Below are 16,299 nucleotides of genomic sequence, written 5' to 3'. Positions count from 1 at the left end.
GGAGTGAATAGAGGAAATGTATTAATTTTGTAATTTTTATGCGGCAGGATTGTAAGGCCTAACATCTTATTCTGCTAGTAAAATTAATTCAGGTTATTTGGGCTGAGGTGGTGCTCAATTATGGCGAATTTCACTATAGATTGTAGGTAGTAGTGCCTATTGACATTTTTAAACTAGCAATCTTAATTTGCCCTAAAAAATACTAGAAGCACATAATTTATGTAATACGGTATCAATGAAATCTTTTCAATTAGATCTTTGTCACTCTATCTACTTAAAAGGTAAACGATAAACCAATGGAGAAGAGGTCGACTTTGGTACTAAAGGGTTTAGCTGAATCTTGCGGTACGGTGAAGTGCCCACTGATCACGTTTTCTCTACCGTAGAAGCGTTGCCATTCGATTGATGTGTTTAATTGGGGGGTCCAATCGTAGCGAAAACCGAACAAGTAGCTTTCTGTGTCTTTGGTCAGTCGAGCTTGTCCGTATTGAATATAGGGGGTGATCTTACCTAATTGGTAGTCAAAGCTTATGTACCAATCAGCGCTTAGCTCGTGAGCAAGCATGGTCTCTGCCTGTACATGCAGTTGACCAAAGTAATGACTGATACCCAAGGCATAAATATCAAGATTGTAGAATCTTGGTGGCGCTATTTGTCCAGTCATTGTGGCGTCTAAGTTGGCGTAAGCAATACGGAGTAAATTGTCGTCATAGAAGAGTTCCGAGCTCAAACCCAGCACCCTTGAAATATCCAATGAAAAGGAAGAACCGTACTGTTCAAAATGTTCTTCTCTTGGAATGGCGACATAGGGAGAAAAGACGATTTGATTGCCATTATCAAACTCGTGAAAGAAATCTGCGGCGATACCTTCATAGTAAGTGAGTCCAAGATTATTGTCGTATACCTCAGGAGGTAAGCGTAAAGAAGGGTAGGCGCTAGAGACATAGTAGTATTCGGACATAATAAACATAGGGGTTCTTAAGCGGCCTATTTTGGCGCGAAACATCCCCGTATTGTATTCCACCAATGCTCGTTCTAGTTCCGGCGAAGAAAAATGGTCTTCGGGTCTTTTGACAACTTGAACCGTCGAGCGCAACTTAGATGTGATTTGCCAATCAGCCTGAATACCTAAGGTGGTATCACAGTCATAGCACCAGTCATCGCTAATATTTCTTCCAGCGAGTATTGGCAGCGGGTGATTACTCTTGGCGGCAGCAAAAGTCCCAAATCCACTTAATCGAAAATCATCAGTTAGCGCGATTTGTGCACTGCTCATAGAGGGAAGCCATGACACAGCGACCATCGCTAAAAGCAAATGAGTTGGTTTAATCCGAGAGCTGATAAATGACATAGGCGTCCTCAGGAAGCAGTTCTTCGGGAACATACGCAATGCCATTTGCGTTGTTCTCTAGCCAATGGAGAATGATTTCGAGAGACTCTTCCGGTACTTCCACAGGTGCGACGGCTTTACCAGAGAAGGAGAGTCGTGCCCATATAGCAGACATTTGAGTCGGAGACTTATTCAGTAGTTTACGGTAGAAGTCTTCACGACTCTCGGAATCACGGGGAAGATCAAGGAGACGAACAGGCGCGCCATTTACGTGGGACATGCGACCTCGATAAAGCAGTTTTACCTGATTTGAGCGCAATGCCTTCATATCTGGGTTAAGAGTAATCACAGCAAAACCAGTGGCGTTTGCTTGAATAGCTATCCCAAGTAGAAGTGTAGTAAGAACTAGCCTGATCAAAATATCCTTTCTTGTCGACGTTGTTACTAATGTAGATTTCTGTTTTTGTTATATAAATAGTAGTCAGGCGGTAACCAACTGTGCAATTACTTACTCTTGTGGTTAATTGATCATCTAGACTTAAACCTTATACGATCCAAAGTCGATTCAAGGAATGAGTCCGGATGTTACTGACTAATATGTCTATTAAAAGTAGACTATTTATTCTGTGTCTGATACCTACGCTCGCTATTCTTGCCTTCAGTGCCAATTTAGCTAGGGACTTTCAGAGCAGGCTCCACAGCTATCACCTGGTGGGTGAGAAGAATGACAGCATAAGTTTACTGACGGAGTTTTCTCACCATTTATATGTTGCGTTTAATCGTCGATTGAATGGCCAAAGTGCCAATGCTGCGGTGACGAGAGCGCAACAAACCATGTCGATGATCGCGCAGACCGCTCATACCTCTGATCATGTTCACCATGGGATTCAAACGTCGAACCAAGCCAATAGCTATATTGAAGAGCTGCAGTATTTATTACCTGAACTCCTTACTTCAGATTCGTCTTCTACCATCGAATTAGGTCAATTGATCTACACCATTTACCATGATCTGCTGGTCGAAATACATAGCCTTGAAAGCCATGATGCGTCCCCCTCTATTCACAGCCTAGATATCGTGTTATCTGATCTCAGCTGGCTCTATTTTTGGATGGAAAGGGAGGCGTGGCTAACACAAGAAATTAAATGGTTGGACTGGCAGTACTCTGATTATGCTGAAGAGTACTTTCGGATTCGAGAGAGGCAGCAATTGTACCTCGATAAGTTTGTCAACTTAGGCGCGAACTCGCATCAAGTGGAGGCTTTACTCGACATTTTCGCCAGTCGAGAGTTTCAACGGGGCTCTGTGGTGAAAGAGGCTTTTCTCAATCAGTCTGGCGCAGGTCTACCACCATCTGAGTTTGTTGAGATTATCAACGCACGCAACAAAACGGTTGAGAGTCAGTTGATGGCTTTTTCAAGCACGTTAAGAACAGAACTGAATCAAAGTATCCGCAGCGCCAAGCAAGGGCTGTGGTTAATTGCGATTGCAGGCTGCTCTGTGTTTATTGTGATGTTTGCGTGGGGAACAAGCACGATTTACCGGATCAACTCCAAACTGGCCAAGATCATCAATGTTATGGGGCAGCTAAAAGAAAAAGATGGCGCCGAGCAGATCCCAATCGATGGCAAAGATGAGTTTTCTTCGTTTGCTAATCAGCTTAACCATATTATCGAGCAACAAACAGAGTATGAAAGGAACTTAGTCACAGCGAAAGAGAGTGCTGAAGCGGCAAACAAAGCCAAGAGTATTTTTCTTGCCAACATGTCCCATGAAATCCGTACGCCGCTCAATGGTATCATCGGCATGACAGAGATTCTTTCAGACAGCCACTTGACGGCAGCTCAGCGAGAAATCCTTGCCGATGTGGATACCTCTTCGCATGCGCTACTGTTACTCATTAATGACATATTGGATCTTTCTAAGATCGAATCGGGCAACCTAGTGCTGTCCGTTCGTAGTGTTGACCTCAGGGACATGGTGTATGAAACGGTGAACTTGGTCTGTGCTAATGCGCTTAAGCAACAGGTAGAGATACAGGTTGTCTATTCGCCAGCGCTGCCAACTTCAATTGATATCGATGATTTCCGCTTCAAACAAGTGGTGATGAACCTACTTAGCAATGCAATTAAGTTTACTCGTAATGGGGTGGTCACTATTGAACTGGGCACCCAATTAGGCGAGCTACAGTGTCATGTGATCGATAATGGAATCGGTATTTCACAAGACAAGCTCAACGATATATTCAAACCTTTCACCCAGGAAGATGGCAGCATCACACGTAGATTTGGTGGAACAGGACTTGGTTTAGCGATTTGCCGTCAACTCGTAGAACTGATGGGAGGGAAAATAGAAGTTAGCTCGACACTCGGAGTTGGAAGCCGTTTTTCACTGACTATTCCGCTGAGTATCAGCGAGCAGCAGGAGATGGGGCTTGATCTATCCACTCGTGGAATTCTCATCGCCAATGATTCAAGGTATCAACATCTTATTATCGGAGAGAGCCTACGATTAGGTATCGATCTTATGGTTTTCAATACCGTTGAAGATATCTCTGCAATTGAAAACGAAGTTCCATTCATCTTGTACTGCACCAATCTTAACCGAAGTGCTCGGAAAGATGTGTCGAAAATCAGAAGCCTTTGTCCTACAGGTCAGATCATTGGCATGAACCATCATTTGTATGTGAAGCCTGAGTTAGATGTGTTGTTGGGAGCTTCGATCACTCTACCCTTATTGGGCCATAAATTTAGAACCATCTTAGAAGAGGTAGCCAGTAAGCATCAGCTTCAGGATAATCTTGAGGCTAGCCCAGAGAAAGATTTCCTTCCCCTCGATGTCAAGAAAGTTTTAATCGTAGAAGACAATTTAATGAATCAAAAAATCGCCTCATTTTTTCTCAACAAAATCGGTATTGAATATGTGATTGCGAGTAATGGATTAGATGCGGTCAATGCGGTGAAAACGGAAGAAAAGTTCTGTGCTATTTTAATGGATTGCATGATGCCGATCATGGATGGTTTGACGGCAACACGAGAAATACGCCAATGGGAACGGGATAAAGGAAAAGAAAAAGTGCCAATAATCGCGCTAACGGCGAGTGTGTTGCCTGAAGAAATTCAAAGCTGTTTCGATGCAGGTATGGATGCTTATCTCCCTAAACCTTATAAATCGCAACAGCTTTTCGATACCTTTGAACGTTTAAAAGTGACGCTTTAATTCGCCTGTTCGATCGCTTTCAAGTCATCTAACGGAAGCCAGTTAACCTTTACGCCCGCCTGTAAGAACATCTCTTGACTGACTTTGATTTTATCTCCCCAGCGAGATAAGAAATCAGGCGTTTGCTCAGGACAATGAACAGCAGAAATACCGGTTTGAATGATCTTTGCCGCACAGTTAGGGCAAGGAAAATGAGTCACCCAAATCTCACATCCATCCAGATCGCGCTTTGCAAACAAGATTGCGTTTTCCTCGGCATGAAGCGTTTTCAGATACTTCATTTCTCTATCATCGGTCATTGCACTGTCTGAAATGCCGTGAGGGTAGCCATTAAAACCAACCGAAACGATGCGGTTTTGTTTTGTGATGACAGCGCCGACTTGAGTGGAGGGATCTTTACTCCAAGAGCCAACTAGTTCTGCCATTTGGTAAAAGCGTTGCGCCCATTTTGAAATCATTCAATCTTCCTCTAGGAGATGGTTAGCAAATAGACCAAGACTGGTGTAGTGCTAGAAAAATACATTATGTGATATGGATCTCCACATAATATCCTAGTTTAACGTCGTATAGTCCAGAAAAAACCGCTGGTAGGAGAAGTGAAGAGTAAAACAGTGGCAGATTAGTGGGATTTTGGTCACCTTTTATTGATAGTGCTCGATGAGTTGAAATCGGAAATCGCCCCATATCTGTGTGCGAGATCTCTTACAAAGCCGTGAGCATTATGAGAAGCGAACGCTGAGAAATTTGGATGTTTTGTCTTTAAGTGCATGAAATTGCTGATTATGTATGTTTCTTGAACGGTCGGGAAACTGCCGAAAAGCGAAAAATAGCGTTGTGAAAATAATGGTGAAGCCATAATCTTAAGTTGTCAGCAGGGAGCAGACACGGAACAGGAAAGACCCAAGGAACGGTCATCTTCAGGACGAAGATTCGATTATTCAGGATGAATAATTGGCATGGAAAGCGAAGGACATTGGCTGGACGCTAGTAACTAGGATGGTTACACAAGGATAGACAATGGACGCTTAACGGACTAAGGCAATTTCTATCAGGATGATAGAGTCAGGGACACCGCTTAAGGATAAAGCGATGAGAGTTAGCGAGGATAGCTAACGGGCTGGATTGCCAAGGACACCGCTAGGATGGCGATGATAAGGAAAGTGCTGAAGGAATCAGCGTACTATCAAGGAATAGATGCAGGGAGCACCTATTAGTAGCCGGATTGCTGCGAGTAAGAATAGAACCCCACTAGGCGAGAGCTTAGTGGGGTTTTCTTTTATCTAGATAAAACATGACTCGTTCTAGAATAAAAAAGGGAAGCAGCCGCTTCCCTTTATGCATTTCACACTAATCTAGTTTAGCGTTTAAACGTTACTTCTTCTTGGCTAGCAAGATGGATATGAGTCTTTGCCGGCTGTGTTTCAGCAATCACCTTACCGTTACGAACAGAGTAACGCACAGGTACTTGGCGACGTACTGCATCAAAGCCGCTCTCAGCCGGTAGGATAAGTAGGCTACCTGGCTTGCCTTGCTCAATGCCGTGTTTGTCTTGGATGTTTAACGTACGCGCTGAATTGGTGCTGATTAAGTCCAAACCATTGTTGATCTGATCGTAACCCATCACCTGAGTAACATGCAGGCCCATATGCAGTACTTGTAACATGTTTGCTGTACCTAATGGATACCAAGGGTCAAACACGTCGTCATGACCAAAGCAAACATTAATACCAGCGTTTAGCATCTCTTTCACACGAGTCACGCCACGGCGTTTCGGATAATCGTCAAAACGGCCTTGTAGGTGAATGTTCACTAACGGGTTAGCGACAAAGCTGATGCCTGACATCTTTAGCAGTCGGAACAAGCGAGACGCATACGCGCCGTTGTATGACCCCATCGCAGTAGTGTGGCTCGCTGTCACTCGATCGCCCATTTGATATTTGTGTGCTAGGGCAGCCAGTGTCTCAACGAAGCGTGACTGCTCATCGTCAATTTCGTCACAGTGAACATCGATCAGGCGATCGTACTTACGTGCCAGTTCGAACACATAGTGAAGTGACTCGACGCCGTACTCGCGAGTGAACTCAAAATGGGGAATCGCACCGATAACATCAGCGCCTAATTGCACCGCTTCTTCTAGCAGTTCTTTGCCATTTGGGTAAGAGAGAATACCTTCTTGCGGGAAAGCGACAATTTGAATGTCGACCCACTCTTTCATCTCTTCTTTAACCTCAAGCATTGCTTTTAAGGCGATTAACGTTGGATCAGAAACGTCTACATGAGTACGAACATGTTGGATACCGTTAGCGATTTGCCACTTTAGGGTTTGTTTCGCGCGGCTTTTTACATCTTCAATTGAGAGGAGCTCTTTTCGCTCAGCCCAACGTTCGATACCTTCAAATAAGGTACCTGAGATATTCCAGCTAGGCTCACCTGCCGTTTGAGTGGTATCTAAGTGAATGTGCGGTTCACAGAAAGGCGCGACAGCTAAGCCGCCCTCGGCATCTAGAATATTACCGTCAAAAGCAAGGTCTGCATCGTTGTCGAGAATTTGCTTAAATTGACCGTCCTCAATAAGGATCTGTTTTAGACCTTGTTGATTGCGTAGTGTCGCGTTTTTGATCAATAGCGTTGTCATGATGCTTCCTTACGCTGCTTGTGTTTTCAGCGCGTGTTTGTTGAGAATTGGGTTTAGGATAGCGTAGCAAAGTGCTCCACCAAGTACAGCATTTAAGGGTACTACTCCAGGAATGAATTTACCTGCGGCTACGCCGATTGCGACAGCGATAATGCCAGCCCAGTTAATGGTTTGGAACTGCGCGTTTGCAAAATCTTTGTAACGTTTACGGTTGATTAGGAAGTCTGCGATGATAACGCCACCAATCGGTGGAATGGCCGTCGAAAGAAACGTCAGCCAACCGACAAAGTTATTGTAAAGCCATAGCGCGAAGATGGTGCCAATGATGCCATTCATGATTGACATAGTGGTACTAGAGCGACCAGTAATGTTAGAGAATCCAAGGCCAGAGGCATACAGAGCGTTTTCGTTAGTTGTCCAGATATTCAAGCCAAGAACAATGATAGCTGGTAGTAACAGACCCTGAGCGATCATGACGTCAGAGATGTCCGCTTGACCTGTCGCTGCGGCACCTGCTGCGCCAAACATGAACATCAGCGAGTTACCAATAAAGAATGCCACCATAGTGACTAATACCGCGCTAGCCGGTTTTTTACCAAATCGAACGAAGTCAGCGGTCAGCGTACCTGCACTAACAAATGAACCCACTACCATGGCAAGCGCAACAGAAAAGTCCATTGGCGTTTCAGGTTGAATGAGTTGTAGCTGTTCGAAACCACCTACGCTATCTACTGCCATAGAAACCGAGTAGCTACCAAGAATGGCAATCGCAGGTACGGCAATTGCTGATAAGACCATTAGAGCCTTAATGCCAAAGTAAACCGTGGCTGTCATCAGTAAACCGGACACAACAATCAATGTGTTGGTATCAATGCCCGTCGCTTTTTGTACTGGAATGGCAAACATCGCAACACCGACGCCAAACCAACCGACTTGAGTGCCACCTAATAGAGCAGAAGGAAGCCATGAGCCTTTAGTACCAAAAGAGAAGCGAGCAAGAAGGTGAGTAGAGAGACCAGTAGAAGCGCCAATGTAACCAAGAAAAGAGGTGTAGATACCGAGAATAAGGTTACCGATGAGAACAGCGAGGAAGAAATCTTTAAAGGAGAGGCCAGTACCAAGAGAACCACCTGTCCACATACTAGCGGAGAAGAAAGTGAGCCCAAGCATTACCATGGTAAGTGAAGCGACTCCTTTCCTTGCCGTTTCCGGCACGGGTCCAAGACTGTAGTTATTGTCCGCAGCCATTTATAACCTCCGCAAATAGATTATCAATACAAATTGTAGGTGAAAATCAGTTAAACGGCGCGTATTATGGTGATATAAATCACAGAGTCAATGCTTTATTGATAGCTGAATCGATTGCGTACAAGTCTGTTTTGATAATAATCATAATAACCAATAGGTTATGATTTCTATGACTTTCAAAAAATATCAGCATGAATGGATAGATAGGGTTAAAGTTGTTTAATTTTCTTCAATAGATGACACTAATGGATTGTAGTTAATATAAACGACGTACTGTTTGAGGGTTGGGCTTGCTTAGGAGACGGGCTGCTTGCTTTTTGTTCACTTCTTATAATTAAACGAGCCTTTTTGAATGTTAAGACTAGGTAAAGTGTGAATTTTTAAGCTTTAACCTTGATATTGTAACCAGGTGGCTATTTTATCAGTTCTCCAGTTCTCCAGTTCTCCAGTTCTCCAAAAACAAAAAGGCCAACCTCAAGAAGTGAGATTGGCCGCTATAAGTGTGAACAAAATGGGTTCACTAACAACGTCAGTTGGCTAGGTGACCCTCGGCTTAATTAAGGGTCGCTATTACTGTTGCACTATATGTGCCAACTTTAATAGCACCAAATTGCTCTGAAATTAATCGATTTTAGGACATTTCTGTCATTCCAATTGCATATTGAAATTGCAAAATGCAATTAACCACAATAATGCTAATGATATGATAATAACTTAACCAAGGTTATAACATCACTAAGCTCGCTGTTCCGAGGAAAGCAAAGAAGCCTACAACGTCCGTTACCGTCGTGAGAATGACCGAACCCGCAAGGGCAGGGTCGAGTTTCAATTTGTCGAGAATAATAGGTATAAGGACACCAAATAGAGCCGCGGTGATAATGTTGACCACAATAGCAAGTGCTATGGTTGCGCCAAGAATAGTTGATTGGAACCATAATCCTGCGAGACCGCCAATGATTAGCGCCCAAAGCAAGCCATTAATAGAGCCAATACCTATTTCGTTTTTTAGCAGTGCCCAACGGTTTCCTGAAGTGATCTGATTGAGCGCCATGGCACGAATCATCAAGGTCAGTGTTTGACTACCTGCGATTCCTCCCATTGACGCAACTATTGGCATCAGTACCGCCAAAGCGACGACTTGTGCAATCACATCTTCAAACAGGCCGATAGTTACAGATGCCAGAATTGCTGTCATTAAATTAATACCAAGCCAGACACCACGTTTTTGCGAACTCTTAAGCACTGGGGCGAATAAGTCGTCCCCTTCATCCATACCGGTACCGGCCATTAGGCGGGTTTCGTAGATTTCCCTTTGAGTCGTAAGAGCAAAGTGCCAATCAACTTCTCCGACCAAAATCTGCTTGTCGTCGGTCACTGGCATCGCCGATAAAGAGGAGTGCTCCAGAGCTTCAATGCTCTCAGCTAGCGTCAGTTTTGCATTGAGCGTCAGTACATTTTCGATTGAGATGTTTTTGAGTCTTTCGTTCGGCTCGGCTCTAAGAAGGTCAATGTAACTAACTAAACCACGAAACTGCTTACGCTTATTGATCAGGTAAATGTGCTGCGGAGCGTCGTAGCTGTATCGCTCCATAAGGATCTTCGCTTTCTCCACCGAAATATTGAAAGGTAAGGTCACGACTTTTCTTTCTGCCCAGCGCCCAAGTTCATCATCTTCATATTCATTAGCCTGATCGTAAAGTTCTAGCTCATCTTTTTCGATCAGTTGCAGCGCTTCGTTAATGATCTCGTCAGGCAGTGAATCAGCCCACTCGATTAAAGAGAGGTTATCTAGCTTAGCTAAGGTGAGTTTAAGTTCTGTTTCAGACAGCTCGTCAATGATTGAGTGACGTACTTCGGCACGCGCTTCTGTGAGTACCTCAATATGCAGCTCAAGCGGAAGCCCTCGCCATAGCGTTACCCTCTCTTCAATAGGGAAAGCTTCGAGAATAAGCGCCACAGAGCCAGATTCTAATCCACCTTCGATCAGATCATTAAGAATGGCGACTTGCTCACTCTCTTCTGCTTGTGCGATTTGTTCAATTAATACGGAGAGGTCTTGAAACTGGCTCACTGAGCACCTCATAAACTTGATAATTTGCTTAACTGGTTATCAAAGTACTCTAAAGTGGCGGAAAAACAATACCTTGTTCAGGTGTATCAAACAAAAAGACCGCTATTGCTAGCGGTCTTAAGGTCTTAAATGGAATAGAAGAAGTAGAGTTGGGACTTCATACGAATGATGATGCCGCGAATCGCATCTAGGAATGCCATAAAACCAATCGGTTTATCACCGCTAACCCAAGCTAACCCAACAGAACCGACGGGAATGTCATAGCCATCAGTTTCTTCGATTTTCAACCTAACAAAGTGATGCTTGTTTTGAAGATTCTGACCCGTCGTTGTTCGCACTGGTTGATCAAATCCAAGTAAGTTACCTTGAGATTCTCCGGTTGCCTCCACAATGCCTTCAACCTGAGCTGAGAAGATCTTGCCCGGATAAACAGAAGAAGCAAACTCAGCAGCATGGCCCGGTTGAACGTTTCTAATTGCCTGATGATTCACACGCATAAGCACATATTTCTCATCGGTATACATTTGCAGTCTAGGCATCATAGAGACACGCTGCCCTTCACGAAGTATAAAGTTAGTAACGAAACCGTCAGCCGGAGCGTATACCTTGGTGCTGTCTAAGTCCCATTGTGCTTTAGCGAGCTTCTCGCGAGCAGTCTTCCAATCGGCTTGTTTACTTTTTACGGTCAACTTGGCTTTAGTGATCGCTAGTTTGGCTTTATTGGCATCCACTATTTTAGTGCTTAGCTCAGACTCAATGGTTGAAATATTGTGCTGCGCCTTCTCGACGGTTGTTTCTTGTTTGTCGATATCACTCGCGGTGATGGTATTTTCTACGACACGGTTTTGCTCTTGATAGCGCTTAAGCATTTTAACTTGCAGCTTATGATCGACTTTTGCTGCTGCTAATCGGCTTTCCGTGGTCTTCACCTCTTGCTGCATAGATTGATATGTTGCTTGAGCAATCGCGATATCTTCTTTTGCTACTTGGTAAGCCACGTCTGCTGATTCTTCTGAAACTTGCGCTTGATTGAGCGAAATTTGGTATTGGGTAGGATCGATTTCATAAATGAGCTGACCTTTTGAAACTTGTTGGTTTGGCTCAATATAGATTTTGTCCACTTTACCTGTCACATTTGGCGAGTCAGGACGCAGCTGTATGTGCGGAGACTGAACCACGGAACCACCAGAGAGATCCATTGGCGTAAAGTTGATCAGGCCAACCCACACAAACATTAGCCAAGAGGCGCCACCTAGGTAAGCGAATGACTTAGTCGCTTTGTTCCAAGGCATTCCAACAAGGCGAAGCAAATAGATAAACAATGCCCAGACGGCTAAACCTTCTAACATTACGCTTCTCCTTCAGTGTTGTTACTTTTCGGGGCATGACGCCAGGTATCACGCAGGTTGATGATGGCTTTCTCCATATCAACGAAGGCGAGAATAACGGCGACAACCCAAACCCAGTGCCAGATGAAACCAATCCATGTGAGTGCCGTTATCAATCCTATTTGATGATGATCTTTGCTATGGGCTTTATTGATTGGTAGTTCGTGGAATTTCCAAAATCCAAATAATGCAGCGCCAACGGTGGCAACAAGAACAACCGTTGCGACAACGTGCAAAATTGTATCGGCATTTGTTCCGACGAACGGGACACTTAGTAAACTCATTCAAGGCTCCAAAGTAATAACAGAGCTTGATTGTGATCTAGAATTGAAAAAGTCGATGGGTTGTGACAGATTAAATCACATGACGCAAGGTATTGAGTTGATCTGTAAATGGATAAAGTGAGATTTATGCGAGCGATAGGTATTTACAACATGCACCTAGAAGCTCACAAGCGTTATAATTTGGAGGAAGGCTCCCTTGGGATACCGGACGAGGTTTTTCATAATCCGATGACGCTTATCCCCCTTTCGGAAGTTAATCAGTGGTTTGCCAAACTTGAACACAAGACGGGTAATCCGGACATTGTGCTTGAATTGATGAAAGACAATGACATTGCGCGAATAGGGGCAATCAGTCACTGGTTATTGTCAGGCTTTGACTTTGCTTCGACGATACGGCGTATGAACTATGGTCTCAATAGTTTACAAAATGGTGCGTTTTTATCGGCTGCTTTAAGTGGATCCATCATTAAGTGGTCATACCGAAACCCACATGTCAGTCCTCAAGTCAAAGTCCACGATAGCGTTCGCATGGCAGTCGCGCTAGTTAAAGTGATGAGGCTCTATCTTGGTTCGAATTATTCCCCTTTAAGAGTACGTTTATCAGGGACTCGCAAGAACATAGAGAAGTATCGAGCGTTCTTTGGGTGTGACATTGACTGGAGCCATTCAAGTACTGAGATTTGGTTTCACTCCGAGGTTCGTTTAGCCACCAAGCAACAGTCCAGTATCCGTAAGGGGCGACTCGCGATGAATTTCACTGACTTGGATGAACTGCTCAATATGCCGGATCCAGAAGATGAAGTTAAAGTGATTTATGAAGTACTTAACTACAGTCGTTTTCATGGTTTACCGACACTTGAGCACGTCAGCGGCTTATTGGGTATGTCGACACAGCAGTTTCAGCGAGCACTGCGCAAGCTTGGAATGAACTTCTCGACCGTGTGCGGATATGTGCTGAGTAACATTGCCGTCTCAATGTTGACCAATGGCGTCGCTATTGATGAGATCGCGCGTCGGCTTGGCTATCAGAACACTGCAAGCTTCAATCGAATGTTTAAGAAAAATAGAGGGCTAACGCCCATCCAATATGTTCAGCATTACTGCTTAGATGAGCGTTAAGTATGATGTTACTTGCCTTGTTGATCGTGCCAGCGTGAACCATAGGCTTGGCTGTAGTCTGGCGTTTGGCTGTGCTTGGAATCTGGCATTGCCTTCAAAGGACCCACAACGGTTCGATATGGTAGGAAGCCAGCAAATGCGGTTAGGTCCATATCGCCTAGATCATCATTGACGTCTCCTTTGCTGACTTTTACCGACGCTTCGGTTAGAGGGATGGCGAGCAACATGGTGCTGTTTAGCTCTCGTCCGCTGCTGAGCCTGACGTCATTGGTTCTTCCGGGTGCGATTTGCTCAACAAAATGATTCAGTATTCGGTCTTTTTCGTGCTTATCTTCTATCGCGGCGAAATGACCAAGTACAACCGCACTTCGATAGTGGGCGCTATGATGGAATGCGCTTCTTGCTAAAACCCAGCCATCGAACAAGGTGAATGTTAAACAAGTATTGACCCCACCTTTTAAATTGCGCATCAGCCGACTGTTGTTTGCTCCGTGAATATAGACGGTATCTTCTACGCGCCATGCCAACATCGGGATGACATAGGGTTGCTCACTGTCTGAGATGGCGATGTGTGCCACTAATGACTCGTCAATAATGTCGTATAACGCTTGTTGCTCGGTAACGGCTTTATGAGCCCCTTTCTTAAGTTCAGTTCTTTTGGTTGCTGATAACATTGCTTTGCCTCCTGCAAATATTTGATTTACAGAAAATGTATCTTTAAATTGGTACTAAATTTAGAGCCACTTCTATTTGATGGATGGATCCACTTATGGCGTTAATCGATATTGGCGATCTTCAATTAAGTAACGAGAGTCGTACTAAGCAAGATGCGTTGTTTAACGCAGTCAGGGATAAAATCGTTGGACAGTTATGGGGAAAGGGGCTCAAGCTTCCTTCGACACGTAAACTGGCCGAGGAGCTTAACCTGAGCCGGAATACGGTGATCCATGCGTATGAACAGTTGCATGCTGAAGGTTATTTGGAGAGCCGAGCTGGCTCTGGCTACTTTGTTGCGCTAGAGCTGCCAGACCAATTTGTGACAACGGCTTATCAGTCCATTAAGCCAAGCCCCCCAGTTAAACCTGCTGATTACAGTCGTGCTTTTTCGCCCGGCGTTCCGGATCTTGGTGAGTTTCCAACCCAGAAATGGCAAAGATTGTTATCTCGTCATATTAGTCGTATGAGCCTACTCGGCGGGCAAGATATTCAAGGTGATGGCAGCTTGCGAGAAGCGCTTGCAAGCTACTTAGCGACGAGCCGTTCTGTGGTCTGCGATCCAGATAGGGTAGTTATTACGTCAGGAGCACAGCAAGCCCTAACCATCGCTGCTTTACTGACTACGAAAGATAAACAGGGCATCTTGATGGAGCAGCCGGGCTATACGCAGATGGCTAAAGTTCTCAACTTGCTTAGTTGTGATTGGAGTCCCGCGATCGTTGTCCCTAAATCGGGTTTGGAATTGAACCTAGTTGAGAGTAGTTGCAGCAAGGCGATTTACGTCACCCCAAGCAACCAATATCCGCTAGGCACGACCTTAGATATCAATCAGCGTTTAAGGCTAATTGAATGGGCGAAAAATCGTAACGGCTGGGTCATTGAGGATGATTACGACAGTGAATTTCAGTTTGCTCACCGCCCTTATCCAAGTCTGCAAGGCTTAGCAGCTAAAACCGGGCATGATCAACACGTCATCTACGTAGGCTCTCTCAGTAAAGTGATGTTCAATGGCCTACGCTTAGGTTATCTGGTGTTGCCCAAGTCTATGGTTGAACAAGCCCTAAGCATAAAAGATGCGTTAAGTGGAGACTCACCGAGCCATACTCAAGCTGCTCTGGCGGATTTTATTGCCGAAGGTGACCTAGTTCGTCATATTCGAAAGATGCGTCGTTTGTACAAACAGAAACATCAAATGATGCTGACGATGATAGAACGATACTTCAAAGGGAATTTGGAGGTGATCAGCCAAGCGGCAGGGCTGCATGTTACGGTGAGGTGGCGCGGGTATATTGCGGAACAAGATTGGTCAGCACATGCGAACGATCGTGGCATAGTGATTCGCCCCTTTTCTTATTACGAACAGCATGATGGTGGAGTGAAACGTGATTGGTCTGGCGCTGTCTTGGGCTTTGGTAATGTTGCTCTAGATGAAATCGAACCAAATATTCGCATCCTTGCCGAAATCTTCAATTCATGATGTTATTGATTAAGGTGTAATGAGAGGGAGAAAGGATTCTTATGTGTCGATGGTTAGCCTATCAAGGAGAGTCAATTTATCTCGATGAGTTGGTTTATGAACCGGAACACTCATTGGTTCATCAGAGTTTAGAGGCACGCAAGGCGGTCACAAGAGTGAATGCTGACGGTTTTGGCTTAGGGTGGTACACAGAGCGAGATACGCCTGGACAATTTCACGAAGTGCTTCCTGCATGGGGAGATGAAAACCTTCGCTCACTCACTCATCATATTTGTTCTCATCGATTTATGGCGCATGTTCGATCATCAACGGGGACACAAGTCTCACGGTCCAATTGCCATCCCTTTATCAGTGAAAACTGGATGTTTCTCCACAATGGTCAGATTGGCGGTTTTGAGCAGGTTAAGTTTGAGTTGGAACGCCAGTTATGTGAGTCGCTGTTTCTGAAACGCATGGGTACGACAGACAGCGAACTTATTTTTCTGCTTATGTTACAAAATGGCTTAAAGCAGAATCCTGTCGAAGCGATCAGAAACACCTTATCAATGATCTGTAACTTGATGGCTGACAAGCATATTGAGGAGCCGTTAAAAGCCTCGATTTGTATTTCGGATGGCAGCCAGTTTTGGGCAGTGCGTTACAGCTCAGATCAAGAAGCGCCAACGGTTTTTATCAAACAAGATGGTGCGAATATTGTCTTGGCTTCAGAGCCGTTGGAAAAAAGCCCCGAATGGATAAAAGTGAGCCCTCAGAGCATTCTTAACATCTATTCAGATAAAGTGGAATCATACGCTATTTAAGCTGCTCTCGG

At 44.6% G+C, this 16,299-nt stretch carries 13 protein-coding genes; 4 read left to right on the top strand and 9 right to left on the bottom strand.

From position 1 onward, the window contains the following. Window positions 1–274 precede the first annotated feature (274 nt). A complete protein-coding gene (locus LYZ37_RS21190; RefSeq protein WP_272787501.1) occupies window positions 275–1,276 on the bottom strand; it encodes a sulfate ABC transporter permease in 1,002 nt (333 codons plus the stop codon). Between the two features lie 49 nt (window positions 1,277–1,325). After that, window positions 1,326–1,748, bottom strand: coding sequence for a hypothetical protein (locus tag LYZ37_RS21185; protein WP_272787500.1), 423 nt, complete (start codon window positions 1,746–1,748; stop codon window positions 1,326–1,328). A gap of 293 nt (window positions 1,749–2,041) precedes the next feature. Here LYZ37_RS21185 and LYZ37_RS21180 point away from each other — a divergent pair, with 293 nt between their 5' ends. Continuing rightward, entirely contained in the window at window positions 2,042–4,549 is a 2,508-nt protein-coding gene (locus LYZ37_RS21180) for a hybrid sensor histidine kinase/response regulator (protein ID WP_272787499.1), read from the top strand. Here LYZ37_RS21180 and LYZ37_RS21175 read toward each other — a convergent pair. The 6 genes from LYZ37_RS21175 to LYZ37_RS21150 all read right to left on the bottom strand — a co-directional run bounded on the left by LYZ37_RS21175 (window position 4,546) and on the right by LYZ37_RS21150 (window position 12,175). After that, a complete protein-coding gene (locus tag LYZ37_RS21175) occupies window positions 4,546–5,007 on the bottom strand; it encodes a dCMP deaminase family protein (protein WP_272787498.1) in 462 nt (153 codons plus the stop codon). The genes LYZ37_RS21180 and LYZ37_RS21175 overlap by 4 nt on opposite strands. A gap of 899 nt (window positions 5,008–5,906) precedes the next feature. After that, window positions 5,907–7,184 (bottom strand): cytosine deaminase, encoded by a 1,278-nt coding sequence (locus tag LYZ37_RS21170; protein ID WP_272787497.1) that lies wholly within the window; start codon window positions 7,182–7,184, stop codon window positions 5,907–5,909. Window positions 7,185–7,193: 9 nt separating this feature from the next. Next, window positions 7,194–8,432, bottom strand: a complete 1,239-nt coding sequence (codB, locus tag LYZ37_RS21165; RefSeq protein ID WP_272787496.1) for a cytosine permease — start codon at window positions 8,430–8,432, stop codon at window positions 7,194–7,196. Between the two features lie 724 nt (window positions 8,433–9,156). Continuing rightward, window positions 9,157–10,503, bottom strand: coding sequence for a magnesium transporter (locus LYZ37_RS21160; RefSeq protein WP_272787495.1), 1,347 nt, complete (start codon window positions 10,501–10,503; stop codon window positions 9,157–9,159). Between the two features lie 125 nt (window positions 10,504–10,628). Then, window positions 10,629–11,852 carry an HlyD family secretion protein gene (locus LYZ37_RS21155; RefSeq protein ID WP_272787494.1) on the bottom strand — a complete coding sequence of 408 codons (1,224 nt, stop codon included), beginning with the start codon at window positions 11,850–11,852 and terminating at the stop codon, window positions 10,629–10,631. Further along, window positions 11,852–12,175 carry an MFS transporter gene (locus LYZ37_RS21150; RefSeq protein WP_069668382.1) on the bottom strand — a complete coding sequence of 108 codons (324 nt, stop codon included), beginning with the start codon at window positions 12,173–12,175 and terminating at the stop codon, window positions 11,852–11,854. The genes LYZ37_RS21155 and LYZ37_RS21150 overlap by 1 nt, the downstream gene beginning before the upstream one ends. 126 nt (window positions 12,176–12,301) lie before the next feature. Between LYZ37_RS21150 and LYZ37_RS21145 the strand changes: the two genes are divergently transcribed. Further along, entirely contained in the window at window positions 12,302–13,294 is a 993-nt protein-coding gene (locus LYZ37_RS21145) for an AraC family transcriptional regulator (RefSeq protein ID WP_272788400.1), read from the top strand. A gap of 8 nt (window positions 13,295–13,302) precedes the next feature. On the opposite strand, the gene LYZ37_RS21140 is transcribed toward LYZ37_RS21145, so the two are convergent. After that, window positions 13,303–13,968 (bottom strand): pyridoxamine 5'-phosphate oxidase family protein, encoded by a 666-nt coding sequence (locus LYZ37_RS21140; RefSeq protein ID WP_272787493.1) that lies wholly within the window; start codon window positions 13,966–13,968, stop codon window positions 13,303–13,305. A 95-nt stretch (window positions 13,969–14,063) separates the two neighbouring features. Here LYZ37_RS21140 and pdxR point away from each other — a divergent pair, with 95 nt between their 5' ends. Both pdxR and LYZ37_RS21130 read left to right on the top strand, forming a co-directional pair. Beyond that, complete coding sequence (gene pdxR, locus LYZ37_RS21135; protein WP_272787492.1) at window positions 14,064–15,488, top strand: MocR-like pyridoxine biosynthesis transcription factor PdxR; 1,425 nt, start codon at window positions 14,064–14,066, stop codon at window positions 15,486–15,488. A 41-nt stretch (window positions 15,489–15,529) separates the two neighbouring features. Beyond that, window positions 15,530–16,288: a class II glutamine amidotransferase gene (locus tag LYZ37_RS21130; protein ID WP_272787491.1), complete on the top strand. Its 759-nt coding sequence runs from the start codon at window positions 15,530–15,532 to the stop codon at window positions 16,286–16,288. Window positions 16,289–16,299 lie beyond the last annotated feature (11 nt).

Source organism: Vibrio tubiashii, assembly GCF_028551255.1.
GTDB lineage: Bacteria > Pseudomonadota > Gammaproteobacteria > Enterobacterales > Vibrionaceae > Vibrio > Vibrio tubiashii_B.
This window is presented reverse-complemented; position numbering and strand designations above follow the sequence as displayed.